Source organism: Conexibacter stalactiti, from assembly GCF_033542075.1.
Lineage (GTDB): Bacteria > Actinomycetota > Thermoleophilia > Solirubrobacterales > Solirubrobacteraceae > Conexibacter > Conexibacter stalactiti.
Map to the genome: position 1 here is coordinate 31,536 of NZ_JAWSTH010000015.1, position 13,491 is coordinate 45,026.

The 13,491-nt window shown below is 71.8% G+C and carries 16 protein-coding genes; 8 read left to right on the forward strand and 8 right to left on the reverse strand.

Going from position 1 to position 13,491, the window contains the following annotated elements; genetic code table 11:
* Positions 1 to 16: 16 nt before the first annotated feature.
* Together R7226_RS08180 and R7226_RS08185 are read left to right on the forward strand one after the other, a co-directional pair.
* Positions 17 to 2,098 (forward strand): HAMP domain-containing methyl-accepting chemotaxis protein, encoded by a 2,082-nt coding sequence (locus R7226_RS08180; RefSeq protein WP_318596578.1) that lies wholly within the window; start codon positions 17 to 19, stop codon positions 2,096 to 2,098.
* 73 nt (positions 2,099 to 2,171) lie between these two features.
* Entirely contained in the window at positions 2,172 to 2,486 is a 315-nt protein-coding gene (locus tag R7226_RS08185) for a hypothetical protein (RefSeq protein ID WP_318596579.1), read from the forward strand.
* Here the strand turns inward: R7226_RS08185 and R7226_RS08190 are convergent.
* The gene (locus R7226_RS08190; RefSeq protein ID WP_318596580.1) at positions 2,483 to 2,713 is read right to left on the reverse strand and encodes a hypothetical protein; all 231 of its coding nucleotides are present in this window, start codon (positions 2,711 to 2,713) and stop codon (positions 2,483 to 2,485) included. The genes R7226_RS08185 and R7226_RS08190 overlap by 4 nt on opposite strands.
* Positions 2,714 to 2,718: 5 nt before the next feature.
* Positions 2,719 to 3,195 (reverse strand): hypothetical protein, encoded by a 477-nt coding sequence (locus R7226_RS08195; RefSeq protein WP_318596581.1) that lies wholly within the window; start codon positions 3,193 to 3,195, stop codon positions 2,719 to 2,721.
* Between the two features lie 161 nt (positions 3,196 to 3,356).
* Between R7226_RS08195 and R7226_RS08200 the strand changes: the two genes are divergently transcribed.
* Both R7226_RS08200 and R7226_RS08205 read left to right on the forward strand, forming a co-directional pair.
* Positions 3,357 to 4,235 (forward strand): hypothetical protein, encoded by an 879-nt coding sequence (locus tag R7226_RS08200; protein WP_318596582.1) that lies wholly within the window; start codon positions 3,357 to 3,359, stop codon positions 4,233 to 4,235.
* Positions 4,236 to 4,297: 62 nt separating this feature from the next.
* Positions 4,298 to 5,212: an HpcH/HpaI aldolase/citrate lyase family protein gene (locus R7226_RS08205; RefSeq protein WP_318596583.1), complete on the forward strand. Its 915-nt coding sequence runs from the start codon at positions 4,298 to 4,300 to the stop codon at positions 5,210 to 5,212.
* 113 nt (positions 5,213 to 5,325) lie between these two features.
* Here the strand turns inward: R7226_RS08205 and R7226_RS08210 are convergent, their stop codons facing one another.
* Positions 5,326 to 6,372 (reverse strand): HpcH/HpaI aldolase/citrate lyase family protein, encoded by a 1,047-nt coding sequence (locus R7226_RS08210; RefSeq protein WP_318596584.1) that lies wholly within the window; start codon positions 6,370 to 6,372, stop codon positions 5,326 to 5,328.
* A gap of 120 nt (positions 6,373 to 6,492) precedes the next feature.
* On the opposite strand from R7226_RS08210, the gene R7226_RS08215 reads away from it, so the two are divergent.
* On the forward strand, positions 6,493 to 7,014 hold the full coding sequence (locus tag R7226_RS08215; protein WP_318596585.1) for a MaoC family dehydratase: 522 nt from the start codon (positions 6,493 to 6,495) through the stop codon (positions 7,012 to 7,014).
* Between the two features lie 69 nt (positions 7,015 to 7,083).
* Positions 7,084 to 8,928, forward strand: coding sequence for a phosphoenolpyruvate carboxykinase (GTP) (locus R7226_RS08220; protein ID WP_404827795.1), 1,845 nt, complete (start codon positions 7,084 to 7,086; stop codon positions 8,926 to 8,928).
* Positions 8,929 to 8,976: 48 nt separating this feature from the next.
* On the opposite strand, the gene R7226_RS08225 is transcribed toward R7226_RS08220, so the two are convergent.
* Together R7226_RS08225 and R7226_RS08230 are read right to left on the reverse strand one after the other, a co-directional pair.
* A complete protein-coding gene (locus tag R7226_RS08225) occupies positions 8,977 to 9,945 on the reverse strand; it encodes a hypothetical protein (RefSeq protein WP_318596587.1) in 969 nt (322 codons plus the stop codon).
* Positions 9,942 to 10,229, reverse strand: coding sequence for a hypothetical protein (locus R7226_RS08230; protein ID WP_318596588.1), 288 nt, complete (start codon positions 10,227 to 10,229; stop codon positions 9,942 to 9,944). The genes R7226_RS08225 and R7226_RS08230 overlap by 4 nt, the downstream gene beginning before the upstream one ends.
* 406 nt (positions 10,230 to 10,635) lie before the next feature.
* On the opposite strand from R7226_RS08230, the gene R7226_RS31710 reads away from it, so the two are divergent.
* Entirely contained in the window at positions 10,636 to 11,025 is a 390-nt protein-coding gene (locus R7226_RS31710) for a VOC family protein (protein WP_404827796.1), read from the forward strand.
* A 15-nt stretch (positions 11,026 to 11,040) separates the two neighbouring features.
* Here R7226_RS31710 and R7226_RS08240 read toward each other — a convergent pair whose 3' ends face one another.
* Positions 11,041 to 11,700 (reverse strand): TetR family transcriptional regulator, encoded by a 660-nt coding sequence (locus tag R7226_RS08240; RefSeq protein ID WP_318596590.1) that lies wholly within the window; start codon positions 11,698 to 11,700, stop codon positions 11,041 to 11,043.
* Positions 11,701 to 11,779: 79 nt separating this feature from the next.
* Here R7226_RS08240 and R7226_RS08245 point away from each other — a divergent pair, with 79 nt between their 5' ends.
* The gene (locus R7226_RS08245; protein WP_318596591.1) at positions 11,780 to 12,463 is read left to right on the forward strand and encodes a DUF5701 family protein; all 684 of its coding nucleotides are present in this window, start codon (positions 11,780 to 11,782) and stop codon (positions 12,461 to 12,463) included.
* Here R7226_RS08245 and R7226_RS08250 read toward each other — a convergent pair.
* Positions 12,460 to 13,005 (reverse strand): methylated-DNA--[protein]-cysteine S-methyltransferase, encoded by a 546-nt coding sequence (locus R7226_RS08250; protein WP_318596592.1) that lies wholly within the window; start codon positions 13,003 to 13,005, stop codon positions 12,460 to 12,462. The genes R7226_RS08245 and R7226_RS08250 overlap by 4 nt on opposite strands.
* 70 nt (positions 13,006 to 13,075) lie before the next feature.
* Complete coding sequence (locus R7226_RS08255) at positions 13,076 to 13,456, reverse strand: FKBP-type peptidyl-prolyl cis-trans isomerase (RefSeq protein ID WP_318596593.1); 381 nt, start codon at positions 13,454 to 13,456, stop codon at positions 13,076 to 13,078.
* Between the last annotated feature and the right edge of the window lie 35 nt (positions 13,457 to 13,491).

Sequence of the window (13,491 nt, forward strand, 5' to 3'; positions counted from 1 at the left end):
TTCCGATCACCGGGGTATGAAATTCACCGTTCGCACGAAGCTGCTGGGCGGCTTCCTCCTCGTCGTCGCCCTGATGGTCGCGGTCGGCGTGCTCTCGCTGACGAAGCTGAGCGCGATCAACGACGTGACCGGGCAGCTGAGTGACAACGGCGTGCCGAGCGTCGAGGCGGTCGGCACGATCAACGGCAGAATCAACGCCGTCCGCAAGGACCAGCTGCGCTACGCCACCGCCCCCGACCCGGCGACGAGACCGGGCTTTCTGGAGGACATCAGAGCCGGCGACGCGGCCGTGAACAGAGCGATCGGGCAGCTCCGGTCGCTCTCGACCGACGACGCCGACCTCGCGCGCACCGACGCCTTCGCGACGGCGTGGGAGAGATACGTCGAGGCGACCGCCGGGCTCGGGCAGGCCGGCGGCATGGAGGCCTCGATCGAGGTGCTCGTCAACGACACCGGCAAGGGCGCGTTCGACGCGCTCGAGGTCGCGCTCGCCGAGGTCCAGAGATTCCAGAGCACGCTCGCCGACAGACAGGGCGCCGAGGCCGACGACACCGTCGCGGGCGCCAGAGTCGTGATCCTCGTGCTGCTCGTCGTCGCCGTGCTCGCCGCGATCGCGATCGCGCTGCTGCTGGCGCGGCAGATCGCCGGCGGCCTGCGGCAGATGGTGACCGCGGCGCGCGGGATCGCGCTCGGCGACGTCGACCAGCGCGTCGAGGTCACCAGCCGCGACGAGCTGGGCGAGGCGGCCGACGCCTTCCGCGCGATGATCGCCTACCTCGACGAGACGGCAGAGGCGGCGCGGCGGATCGCCGCGGGCGACCTCGCGGTCGAGGTCGTGCCGAAGTCCGAGGCCGACGCGCTCGGCACCGCCTTCGCGGAGATGAGCGCGCAGCTGCGCGCGGCGCTCGGCGACAGATCGTCGCTGGAGGCGCTGACCGAGCGGATGGACTCGCTCAGCACGCACGACCTCGCGGCGCTGGAGACGGCGCTGGCCGCCGTCGCCGACGGCGACCTGACGGTCGAGGCGCCGATGACGACGTCCGCGATCGTCGCCGAGGACGGGCTCGCCGCCGGCCGCTTGGCCGAGATCTTCAACGCGATGCTCGCGCGGCTGAACAGCTCGGTCGAGGGCTACAACGGCATGCGCGAGAAGGTGACCGCGATGCTGCGGCAGATCGCGACCGAGACGCAGGCGGTCGCGGCCGCCTCGCAGCAGATGGCGACGACCTCTGAGGAGTCGGGCCGCGCCGTCGGCGAGATCGCGAGCGCCGTGGGCGAGGTCGCGGCAGGCGCCGAGCGCCAGGTCCGCACCGTCGGCGAGGCGCGCGAGCTGACCGAGGAGGTCGTGCTCGCTACGCGCAGCTCCAGCCAGAACGCCGAGGAGACGGCGCAGGCCGCGGAGGCGGCCCGCACGGTCGCCGAGCAGGGCGCGACCGCGATCGCCGAGGCGACCGACGCGATGCAGGCGGTCCAGTCCTCCTCCGCCGACGTGACCGCGACGATCCGCGCGCTGGGCGAGAAGTCCGGCCAGATCGGCGGGATCGTCTCGACGATCACCGGGATCGCGCAGCAGACCAACCTGCTTGCGCTCAACGCCGCGATCGAGGCCGCGCGCGCCGGTGAGCAGGGCAGGGGCTTCGCCGTCGTCGCCGAGGAGGTGCGCAAGCTCGCCGAGGAGTCGCAGGAAGCGGCCTCGTCGATCAGCGGACTGATCACGCAGATCCAGCGCGAGACCGGCCGCGCGGTCGAGGTCGTCGAGAGCGGCGCGCAGCGCACCTCCGACGGCGTCACGACCGTCGAGCAGGCGCGCTCGTCGTTCCTCCAGATCGGGACCTCGGTCGAGGACATGAGCGGCCGCGTCGAGCAGATCGCGGCCGCGATCGGCGAGATCTCGCAGCGTGCGACGCGGATGGAGGAGAACATGGCCGAGGTCGTCTCGGTCGCCGAGCAGTCGTCGGCCTCGACCGAGCAGGTCTCGGCCTCGACGCAGCAGACCTCCGCTTCGACCCAGGAGATCGCGGCCTCCGCGCAGGAGCTGTCACGCACCGCCGAAGAGCTGGAGCGGCTCGTCCAGCAGTTCAAGCTGGCGCACGTGTAGGCTTCGCGGCCTGAGTTCCTCCTCTGACACCAGAGCGCTGATCGAGCAGGCAGTCCGGCACTTCCTCGAGGAGGTGCCGGCGCTGCAGCCGCTGAAGCTCGTCGTCGGGCTGGAGCTGCGCGGCCGCGGCGACATCCAGATGTACCGCGTCGAGCTGCCCGGTCCTGTCGTCGTCAGAGACATCGCCTCCGACGCGAGAGTCCGCCTGGAAGTCCCGCGCGCGGCCTTCAACCAGCTCGCGACCGAGGGCAGAGTCAGACAGTGGCGCGCGGCCTTCGAGCATGGTGACGCGAAGGTCACCGGCGTCGAGCAGATCATCAGACTGATCCGGCAGGTCGTGGAGAAGCAGGAAGAGCGCTCCCGCACCCGCAGAGCCCGCGGGCACTAGTAGCGGTAGCGCGGCGGCTCGCGTCCTTCGTCCTCGTAGGCGTTGGGGCCGCGCGGGTCCCACGAGGTCAGGTTGAAGCGCAGCCGGGTCCAGAAGGACAGTCTCTCCCACTCGCAGTCGTACCAGTCGGGACGGCCGAACTTGTCCTTGAAGGCCCACGGCGGGAACATCGGTCTGCCGTCAGCGTCGAGGGTCCATTCCTTCAGTCTCTCAGGGGTTATCGCCATCTCGGTCACCCTACGAGCGCGGTCAGCGCAAGTCCACACAGCACAAAGAGGATTCCGCACATCACGCCTGTGAACAGGCGGCTGAGGCGGTCGTACTCGCGTTCCGATCGCTGCTCAAGGCGGCGCATCCCTCTGATCATCGCCTCGTAGAAACGCGCGTCGCTGGTCATGCCGTCGCCCTCGTGCAGCAGGCGCTGCGCATCGGCGAGCGTCAGTGCGTTCGGCGATCGCTCGCCGCTCAGCAGCCGCCCCACCGCGACCACCGTCACCACCGCGCCGCAGACCGTCACGATCAACGCGACGCCGCAGGCCGGACCGCCGCGAGCGACGGCGCTGGCGGCCGGCCCCGCCAGCAGCGCCAGCCCCGCCGCGCCGGCGGCGAGCACGGGGGCGAGGCGGGCGCGCAGCTCGTGGGCGCGGCGGTCGTGGGCGTCGAGCGCGCGCAGGGCGAGCGCGTAGAGGTGGGCGAGCGGGGCGGACATCGGACCGCTCCGACGCTACGGACCGCATCGCGGAGCGTGGGCGCGGGTTGGTGACGATGTCGCGGCGTGACGGCTGGGTTTCCCCCGCCCGTCAACAGATCCGCGACAGAGGCGCCACAATCGGCGCACGAAGTGAGCGACGAAGGAGACAGAGGGGAACGATGCTGAGCCGGGAGAAACTGCTGCATCCAGCGACCGTGATCGCGCTCGTGGCGCTGTTCGTATCGCTCGGCGGCGTCACGTACGCCGCCGCGACGATCGGCACCAACCAGATCAAGAACAGCGCCGTCACGAACGCGAAGCTGCGCGACGGCGCCGTCAGCGGCTCCAAGCTGCGCAACGGCGCGGTCGGCCGCACGAAGATCGCCCGCGGCGCCGTCCGCGGCGACCGGATCGCGAGAGAGGGCGTGACGGCGCGCGAGCTGGCGAGAGGGGCGGTCAACGGCGCGGTGCTCGCCGATGCCGCCGTCTCCAACGCCAAGCTCGGCCTCGCGGCGGTCACCGGCGTCAAGCTCGCCGACGGCGCGGTCGCCGGCTCCAAGCTGGCCGACAGAGGCGTCGCCGGCTCCAAGCTCGCCGACGGCGCGGTCGGCACCGGGCAGCTCGCCGACAGAGCGGTCGCCACGGCCAAGCTCGCCGACGGCGCCGTCACGGCCGCCAAGCTGGCGCCCGGTGCGGCGGTGGCCGGCAGAGGTCAGCTGCTGAGCGCGCGTCAGCAGCTCAGAGATGGCACGACCGACCTCGTCGTGCTCGACCTGCCGGCGGTCGGCACGCTGCGCGCGAGATGCGCCGGCGGCGACGTCACGGTCACCGTCAGAACGGTCGCCGGGACGGTCAGAGAGGTCCAAGCCGTGGTCCAGGAGAGAGGCAGAGCGGACGCCTTCGTCCGCACCGTCAACGGCGAGCTGTCGGGCGCGTTCACGGACGAGTCCTCCTCGACCTGGCAGGTCGCCTCCGACGGCGGGATCGCGACCCTCTGGGTCGCCACCGCGCCGTCCGGCAGCAGCTGCGTCGTGACCGCTCAGGCGCTGGTCTCGTAGCCGCGCCCGCGCGCCGGCCCAAACGGGGCTGGCGCGCGATCTGCTCTGGCAGGATGGCCCGCATGAATCGATCCCGACGCAGCTGCCACGCCGTCCCAGGCTCCAACGAGCGCTTCCTCGAGAAGGCGACCGGCCTCGACGCCGACGAGGTCTTCCTCGACCTCGAGGACGCCGTCGCCCAGGGCGAGAAGGCGAGAGCGCGCGGCCAGGTGATCGCGGCCCTCCACGACCTCGACTTCGGCGACAAGACGGTCGTCGTGCGCGTCAACGGCACCGACACGCCGCACTACTACCGCGACCTGATCGACGTCGTCGAGCAGGCCGGCGACAAGCTCGCCGCGATCATGCTGCCGAAGGTGCAGACGCCCGGCGACGTGGAGATGACCGACAAGCTGATCACGCAGATCGAGCTGGCCAAGGGCTGGCAGGTCGGGCGCATCGGGATCGAGGCGCAGATCGAGGACGCGAAGGGCCTGATCGCCTGCGAGCAGATCGCGACCGCCTCGAAGCGGATGGAGACGCTGATCTTCGGCCCCGGCGACTACTCGGCCGCGATCGGCATCCCGATCACGACGATCGGCGGCGTCCCGGAGGGCTACCCGGGCGACCACCTCAACTACCTCTACAGCCGCCTCGTCGTCGCGGCCCGGGCCGCCGGCATCCAGGCGATCGACGGGCCGTACGCGAACTTCAAGGACGAGGAGGGCCTGCGCACCCGCGCCGGGATCGCGCGCGCGCTCGGCCTCGACGGCAAGTGGACGATCCACCCGAGCCAGATCGCCGTCGTCAACGAGGTCTTCAGCCCGTCGCAGAGAGAGTTCGAGCGCGCCTCGGCGATGCTCGACGCCTACCGCGCCGCCGCCGACGAGGGCGGCCAGGGCGCGGCTATGTTCGACGGCGAGATGATCGACGAGGCGAACCGCAAGATGGCAGAGCGCGTCGTGCAGGCCGGACACGCCGCCGGCTACGCCGCATAGCGGCGCTCGCCGACTGATACGGCGAGGAGGAGACGGGCGCGCGCAGCGCCCGTCGCCGCCGCGCGCCGGACGGGCAGCGGCCTGACAGGCCGCCGCGCTCGTCCTCGGAGGGGCTACAGCCCATACGCCTCGGCCAGCTCGGGGTCGCGCTCGGCGAGCGAGCGCGCGAGCGTGACCATCACCTGCGCCTGCTTCCAGGTCGCGTCGTCCTGCATCTTGCCGTCGATCATGTGGACGCCGCGGCCGTCAGGGATCGCCTCGATCACCTTCTTCGCGAAGGCGACCTCGTCGGGATCGGGGCTGAAGACCTTCTTCGCGATCCCGATCTGGACCGGGTGCAGCGACCACGTGCCGACGCAGCCGAGCAGGAAGGCGGCGCGGAACTGCGCCTCGCAGCCGTCGACGTCCTTGATGTCGCCGTAGGGCCCGTAGTACGGCAGGATCCCCGTCGCGGTGCAGGCGTCGACCATGCGCGCGAGCGTGTAGTGCCACGGGTCCTGCTGCGCGGTCGCGCGCGGCGCCTCGGGGTTGGCGGGATCCGGATCGTCGATCACGCGGTAGCCGGGGTGACCGCCGCCGACGCGCGTCGTCTTCATGCGGCGAGAGGCCGCGAGGTCGGCCGGGCCGAGCGAGATCCCCTGCATGCGCGGGGAGGCCGAGGCGATCTCCTCGACGTTGGCCATGCCGAGCGCCGTCTCGAGGATCGCGTGGATCAGGATCGGGCGGTCGAGGCCTGCCTTCGCCTCCAGCTGCGCGATCAGGCGGTCGGCGTAGTGGATGTCCCACGGCCCCTCGACCTTCGGCAGCATGATCACGTCGATCTTGTCGCCGGCCTCGAGCACCGCGGCGGTGATGTCGTCGAGCACCCACGGGCTCTCGAGCGAGTTGACGCGCGTCCACAGCGTCGCGCTCGGGTCGAGCGAGTTGGCGATGCTGACGAGGCCCGCGCGCGCCGCCTCCTTGCGGTCGGCCGGGACGCCGTCCTCGAGGTTGCCGAGCACGACGTCGGCCTTCTGCGCGATGTCCGGCACCTTCGCCGCCATCTTCTCGTTGCTCGGATCGAAGAAGTGGATCATCCGCGACGGGGTCGCGGGTACGTCCAGCAGCGGCGCGGGAGCGCCGTTGGCGAGGGGCTTCAGGAAGTCACGGGGATTGCGCACGGGGAGGGGCTCCTGTTCAAGAGATCGCGCCCGATCGTAGGCATCCGGGGTTCTCACAGACCCCGATACGGCATCCTTGCCGCCTTCGCATCCCCAGTCCCTGCCAGTGAGGAGCACCGAATGAGCGAGACGACGAACCACGTCGACACCGACCAGGCCACCCGCGAAGCCTCCGGCGCGCACAGCTACGGCCGCTACCTGGAGGAGTTCGAGGAGGGCGCGGTCTACAAGCACTGGCCCGCCAAGACGGTCACGGAAGCGGACGACCACCTCTTCTGCCTCATCACGATGAACCACCACCCGCTCCACATCAACGACGTCTACGCGGGTCAGTCGCAGCAGGGGAAAAATGTAGTTGTCGGACCGTATGTCTACTCTCTCGCGCTCGGAATGTCCGTTTCGGACATCTCCGGAAAGGCGATCGCGAACCTCGCCACCGAGGGCCTGAGCCATCCGAACCCCGTCTTCCACGGCGACACGCTGTTCGCGGAGACGGAAGTGCTGGAAGTCAGACCTTCCCGTTCCAAGCCCGATCGCGGCCTCGTCAAGGTCCACACGCGCGTGCTCAACCAGGATGGCGTGCTGGTCGCCGAGTTCAGACGGCTGGTGCTCGTCCCGAAGCGCAATCCCGGCACCGAGTAGCTCGTCAGAACGTCAGCGTTCGGGTGGTTCTGGAAGCAGCTTTCCGAAAGCGATGAAATACTGCCGCGGATGCCACGCGAGCCAACCGAGGGAGTGCACGTGAGCATCACCGAGACCGACGCCCCCCCGACCCGCCACGAGAAACTCCTGGCCTGGGTCGAAGAGGTCGCCGCTTTGACCCAGCCGGACCGCATCCACTGGTGCGACGGCTCCGCCGAGGAGTACGACCGCCTCGCGCAGGAGCTGGTCGACGCCGGCACGTTCGAGCGCCTCTCCGACGCGAAGCGCCCGAACTCGTACCTGGCGCTGTCGGACCCGGGCGACGTCGCCCGCGTCGAGGACCGCACGTTCATCTGCTCGGCGTCGGAGGACGACGCCGGGCCGACGAACAACTGGCGCGACCCCGACGAGATGCGCGCCCACCTCGACGGCCTCTTCAAGGGGTCGATGCGCGGGCGCACGATGTACGTCGTGCCGTTCTCGATGGGGCCGCTCGGCTCCGAGATCGCGCACATCGGCGTGCAGCTGACCGACTCGGCGTACGTCGCCGTGTCGATGCGGATCATGACCCGGATGGGCAAGGGCGCGCTCGACGTGCTCGGCGACGACGGTCACTTCGTGCCGTGCGTCCACTCCGTCGGCGCGCCGCTGGCGGCGGGCGAGAAGGACGTCGCGTGGCCGTGCAACGCGGACAACAAGTACATCGTCCACTTCCCCGAGACGCGCCAGATCTGGTCGTTCGGCTCCGGCTACGGCGGCAACGCCCTGCTCGGCAAGAAGTGCTTCGCGCTGCGGATCGCCTCCGTGATGGCACGTGACGAGGGCTGGCTCGCGGAGCACATGCTGATCCTCAAGCTGACCTCGCCCGAGGGCGTCGTGAAGTACGTCACGGGCGCCTTCCCGTCGGCCTGCGGCAAGACCAACCTCGCGATGCTGATCCCGACGCTCGAAGGCTGGACGGTCGAGACGATCGGCGACGACATCGCCTGGATGAAGTTCGGCGAGGACGGCCGCCTCTACGCGGTCAACCCCGAGGCCGGCTTCTTCGGCGTCGCGCCGGGCACCAGCGCGAAGACGAACCCGAACGCGATCGCCACCGCGCGTGAGAACGCGATCTTCACCAACGTCGCCAGAACCGCTGACGGCGACATCTGGTGGGAGGACCTGACCGAGGAGCCGCCGGCCGGGCTGACCGACTGGCACGGCAACCCGTGGACGCCGGAGTCCGGCAGACCGGCCGCGCACCCGAACTCGCGCTTCACGGTCCCGGCCGATCAGGACCCGGCGATCGCGCCCGAGTGGGAGGACCCGGCCGGCGTGCCGATCGACGCCTTCCTCTTCGGCGGCCGCCGCTCCAGCGTCGTGCCGCTCGTGCACGAGGCGTACGACTGGGACCATGGTGTCTTCCTCGGCGCGACGATGGCGTCGGAGACGACCGCCGCGGCGACCGGCGCGGTCGGCAGACTGCGGCGCGACCCGTTCGCGCAGCTCCCGTTCGCCGGGTACCACATGGGCGACTACATCGGCCACTGGCTGGAGATCGGGCGGCGCGAAGGCGCGCAGCTGCCGAAGATCTTCTACGTCAACTGGTTCCGCAAGGACGAGGACGGGCGCTGGCTGTGGCCCGGCTTCGGCGAGAACAGCCGCGTGCTGAAGTGGGTCTTCGAGCGCACGGCCGGCAGCGACGCCGGCGTCGAGACGCCGATCGGCATCCTGCCGACCCCGGACGCGCTCGACACCGACGGCCTCGACATCTCCGCCGCCGATCTCGCGGAGCTGCTGAAGGTCGACGCCGAGGAGTGGAAGGCCGAGCTGCCCTCCATCCGCGAGCACCTGGAGAAGTTCGGCGACCGCCTGCCGAACGAGATGCGCCAGCAGGTCGACGCGCTGCAAGCGCGTCTGGACGCCGCTTAGGACGCACCCGCCCCGGCACGCGGCCGGGGCGGGGCCATTGACCTCTCGCTACGCCAGCAGCTCCTGCGCCACCGGCGGCAGGTCGTACGCTGCGCGCAGCTCCTCGAGGTCGACCTCCGTCGCGCCCCAGAAGTCCCACTCGGCGGCGACGATGTCGGTGCTCATCGCGGCGCCGCGATCCCACGCGGTCCAGAAGCGGCGCGGCTCGAAGTAGCCCGTCGCCGCGCCGGCGATGTCGTTGAGGTGGATCCCCAGGTGCCAGCTGAACAGCACCGGCAGCACCTCCGCGGCCATCGGATGGTCGGGGTGCATCGCGCCGATGAAGGTCGAGACGCACAGCTCGCCGAGCTGCGAGGTCGAGTAGCCGCTCAGCACGTGCGAGGAGTCGTGCGGCGTCGTGAAGCCCTCGGCGAGGCCGCCCGGGTTGCCGGGGAAGGCGAAGCCGTGGCTGACGAAGTGCTCGTGGAAGGCGTGGCCGAAGGTGTTCGGCGGCAGCTGTCCGAGCGCCGCGTATCTCGCCTCCAACGCCGCGTCGGGAGCGTCTCTGTACGGCAGGAAGGGGGCGATCGCGTCGCTGTCGATCCCCGCCGTCTCCAGCTGGGGGAACGACTCGGCGTTCTTGCGCACGATGCACGCCGCCGCCTGCGCGACCTCGCCCGCGGCCGTCTCGGCGAGGATCCGCAGGTAGTCCTCGTCGCTGCCGAGCGCGTCGGCGAACTGCTGCACGAGCGCGGTCTTCTCCGCGTCGATGCGGCCGCCGACGAGCGACATCACCGCCAGCAGCCGCACCGCCTGCTGCGCGTCGTCGTGGCTCAGCAGCGCGTCGGCGAGCTGCTGCGGCTCGCGCGGCGTGATGGTGTCGGCGTCGCCGGGGTCGCGCCCGAGCACGATCTGCGCGCAGGCGGCGATCGTCTGCCGGTCGATCGGCGCGACGCCGTCGTCGCCGTGCGCGAGCGCGATCGCGCGCATCGCGCCGAGGATCGCGTCGGACTGGGGGCGGGCGACGCGCAGGATCATCGCGCGACCGCCGCGGCGACCTCGCGCACGAACGGCTCGACGGCCGGCCAGCGCTCCTCCTGCACCCACAGGCGGCAGCCGCCGCCGCTGCGGCGGCCGGGCGCGCACGAGAAGGCGACCTCGCGGACGCCCTTGCGGTTGGGGTCGCCGACCTCCACGTAGAGCATCCCGGTGATCATCCGCGTGGTGCTGGCGAGCCGTTCGGTGAACAGCTCCAGCACCCGCCCGTCGAAGGTCATGATCACGGGGCCCTGCACCGGATCGTCGTGCACGAGGTCGGACATGCGCGCAAGCGTGACAGGGGCGGCGGATGGGGGACGCACTAGCATCCGGCCGATGTTCGACCACGTCACCGTCCGCGTCGGCGACCGCAACGCAGCCGAACGCCTCTACGGCGCGGCGCTCGCGTCGCTTGGGATCACGCAGACCGGCCGCGACGACGAGTTCGTCCAGTGGGGCGACTTCTCGATCGCGGGGGCGAAGCCGGGCAAGCCGGCGACCCACCGGCTGCACGTCGGCTTCGTCGCGCCGTCACGGGCGCACGTCGACCAGTTCCACGCCGACGGGCTGGCGGCCGGCGGCGTCGACGACGGCGCGCCCGGTCCGCGGCCGCAGTACCGCGACGACTACTACGGCGGCTTCCTGCGCGATCGCGACGACAACAGCGTGGAGGCGGTCGTCCACGGCGCGCTGCGCGCCGACGGCCACGTCGACCACCTGTGGGTCCGCGTCGCCGACCTCGCCGCCGCGCGGCGCTTCTACGACACGGTCGCGCCGTTCGCGCGGATCGAGCTGGCGGCCGAGCTGCCCGGCCGGATCCGCTACTCGCGCGCCGACGGCGGCGGCGGGGGATCGCTCTCGCTCGTCGCGGACGGGCCGCCGACGGAGGGCGTCCACCTCGCCTTCCCGGCGCCCGACAGGGCCACCGTCGACGCCTTCCACGCCGCGGCGGTCGCGGCCGGCTACCGCGACGACGGCGCGCCTGGCCCGCGCCCGCGGTACGCGCCCGGCTACTACGGCGGCTTCGTGCTCGATCCGGACGGGAACAGCGTCGAGCTGGTCCACTACGGCGCCGCCTGAGCGCGCCGCCGGGGCTCACTCCGCGGGCGCCGCCAGCAGTCCGATCAGCAGCGCGAGCTGCTCGCCGTAGCGCGCGGCGAACTCGGCGGAGTCCGGTTCGAGTCCGGTGAAGCGGCGCACGTCGCCGGGGAAGCTGACGCCGGCGCTCGCCGCGCCCTGCAGTGCGAGCATCACGAAGGCGGGGTCGAGGCGAGGATCGAGCTCGCCGGCCTGCTGGCGACGGCGCAGGTCGGCGACCTCGGGCGGCTCCTCGCCGTCGGCCCCTTCCGCGGCGACGGCGGCGGGCAGCGTGGCGTCCTCCATGCACTCGCGCACGAACAGGCGCGTCAGATCGCGCTGCTCGACGCTCACGCGGGCGTACGTCGCGACCAGCTCGCCGAGCGGCATCGAGGGGTCGGCGAACTCGCGCTCCTGCGCCAGCCAGCGCTCCGCGAGCGCGTCGTAGAGACCCTGCTTGCCGTCGAAGTGGTAGGAGATCAGCTGCTTGTTGACGCCGGCGCGAGCGGCGATCTCGCTGACGCGCGCGCCGGCGATCCCCTTCGCCGCGAACTCGGTCAGCGCCGCGTCGAGCAGCGCCTGGCGGGTGCGCTCCGGGTCGCGCGGCGCGCCCGCGCGGCGACCGCGGCCGCGCGCGGCGCCCGCCGGCTCCGCTGCCTTCGATCTCTCATCGCTCATCTGCGCGAAGCCTACCGCCCCGAGCGGCGAATCATCCATCTGGTTGACAATTTCATCCGGATGGATGAGAATGCTCGCCATGCGCGCCGAGTTGACAGAGATCCCCGCGGTCCTCAGTGCCGCCACCGAGTTCGAGCATCAGGTCGAGACGCTGATCGCGAAGGGCTACGCCTGGACGGCCGGGCTGACCGACGAGCAGTTCCGCGCGCTGGTCGCGCCGCTCGCCGCCCATGTCGCCGAGCTGCCGGGCCCTCCCGCGCTTCCGGAGGCGCCCGGCGAGCCGCCGCGGCCGATCCCGTTCGTGCTCGTCGTCGACCGCACGCTCGTCGCGCCGATGCGCGCCGCGGAGCAGATCGAGCGCCGCGGCCGCAGGGCGATCGTGACGATGCTGACCGCGGAGGACCTCGACGCCTTCACGCCGATCGAGTCGGTCACGCCGCCGGCCGGCGGCGCTTACCTGCTGCTCGACGTCGACCTCGGCTGGTCGACGAGGAACGATCCGCCCGCCCGCGCGCTGCCGCTGCTGGAGGCGCAGGGCCGCTCGCCGCTGACGCTGGAGGAGGGGATCGCGCTCGTCACCCACCAGCCGGAGGCGGTCGCGACCAACGCCGGCTTCTCGCTGCTGGGCTCGCGCCGCGGCGACCGCAGAGTGACGGCGATGTGGATCAGCAGAGGCAGCCCGAAGCTCGGCTGGTGCTTTGCCGGCGCGCCGCACACGTGGCTCGGCTCCGCGTCGTGCGGCGGGCGGGTGGGGCTGGCTTAGAACAGCCGCGCCGTCCCGTCGCCGTGGACGCGCTCCAGCTCCAGCAGCCGCAGCTTCGTCTCGACGCCGCCGCGCGCGGAGAAGCCGCCGGTGCCGCCGCTGGCGGCGACGATCCGGTGGCACGGCACGACGATCGGCCACGGATTGCGGCCGAGCGCCTGCCCGACCGCGCGCGCGGCGCCCGGATCGGCGCCGAGCCGCCGCGTCAGCTCGCCGTAGGTGACGGTGCGCCCGGGGCGGACCTCGCGCGCCAGCGCGTAGACGGCCCGCGCGAACTCTGGCAGCTCGCGATCGTCGAGCGCGACGTCGGCGAGGTCGTCATCAGCGCCGTCCAGCAGCGCGACGATCCCGTCGCGGGCGCGCTGAGCGGCCGGCGTCAGCGGCAGCGGCAGCGCGCGCGGCGCGAATCGCACCAGCCGCGCGCGGGTCCGGTCGGCGTCGCCCTCCGGCAATTGCACGGCGACGAGGCCGTGGTCGTTCCAGGCGATCCCGCAGGCGCCGAGCGCCGTCTCGAAGATCGCGAAGCCGTGCTGCTCCTCCATCGCGACCGACGCTAGCAGCGGCGGCGGCCGGTCCGTCCGGATCCGGCGCGCCGCCGCGAGACGGCTGCGCTCAGCGCACGCCGATCAGGTCGACGACGAAGACGAGCGTCTCGTCGGGACCGATCACGCCGCCGGCGCCGCGCTTGCCGTAGCCGAGCAGCGGCGGGATCGTGATCTTGCGCCGGCCGCCGACCTTCATCCCTCTGACGCCCTCGTCCCAGCCCTGGATCACCTGACCCTGGCCGAGGCCGAACTTGAAGGTGTCGCCGCGATCCCAGGAGGCGTCGAACTGCTGGCCGTTGGACCACGAGTGGCCGACGTAGTGGACCTCGACGATCTTGCCGGCGACCGCCTCGTCGCCGTCGCCGACGACGATGTCGTCGATCTCCAGCTGGTAGGAGGGCGGCGTGTCGGCCGGGATCTCGACGGTGGGCTTCTCGTTCGTGCTCATGCCGCCACGATAGCCGCGACGGCCCTCCGCACCGG

Bases quoted from the DNA above. Each gene is read 5' to 3' on its own strand.
- R7226_RS08180 (WP_318596578.1), top strand. From the start codon at position 17: ATGAAATTCACCGTTCGCACGAAGCTGCTGGGCGGCTTCCTCCTCGTC.
- R7226_RS08190 (WP_318596580.1), bottom strand. From the start codon at position 2,713: ATGGCGATAACCCCTGAGAGACTGAAGGAATGGACCCTCGACGCTGAC.
- R7226_RS08195 (WP_318596581.1), bottom strand. From the start codon at position 3,195: ATGTCCGCCCCGCTCGCCCACCTCTACGCGCTCGCCCTGCGCGCGCTC.
- R7226_RS08200 (WP_318596582.1), top strand. From the start codon at position 3,357: ATGCTGAGCCGGGAGAAACTGCTGCATCCAGCGACCGTGATCGCGCTC.
- R7226_RS08205 (WP_318596583.1), top strand. From the start codon at position 4,298: ATGAATCGATCCCGACGCAGCTGCCACGCCGTCCCAGGCTCCAACGAG.
- R7226_RS08215 (WP_318596585.1), top strand. From the start codon at position 6,493: ATGAGCGAGACGACGAACCACGTCGACACCGACCAGGCCACCCGCGAA.
- R7226_RS08220 (WP_404827795.1), top strand. From the start codon at position 7,084: ATGCCACGCGAGCCAACCGAGGGAGTGCACGTGAGCATCACCGAGACC.
- R7226_RS08225 (WP_318596587.1), bottom strand. From the start codon at position 9,945: ATGATCCTGCGCGTCGCCCGCCCCCAGTCCGACGCGATCCTCGGCGCG.
- R7226_RS08230 (WP_318596588.1), bottom strand. From the start codon at position 10,229: ATGTCCGACCTCGTGCACGACGATCCGGTGCAGGGCCCCGTGATCATG.
- R7226_RS08240 (WP_318596590.1), bottom strand. From the start codon at position 11,700: ATGAGCGATGAGAGATCGAAGGCAGCGGAGCCGGCGGGCGCCGCGCGC.
- R7226_RS08245 (WP_318596591.1), top strand. From the start codon at position 11,780: ATGCGCGCCGAGTTGACAGAGATCCCCGCGGTCCTCAGTGCCGCCACC.
- R7226_RS08250 (WP_318596592.1), bottom strand. From the start codon at position 13,005: ATGGAGGAGCAGCACGGCTTCGCGATCTTCGAGACGGCGCTCGGCGCC.
- R7226_RS08255 (WP_318596593.1), bottom strand. From the start codon at position 13,456: ATGAGCACGAACGAGAAGCCCACCGTCGAGATCCCGGCCGACACGCCG.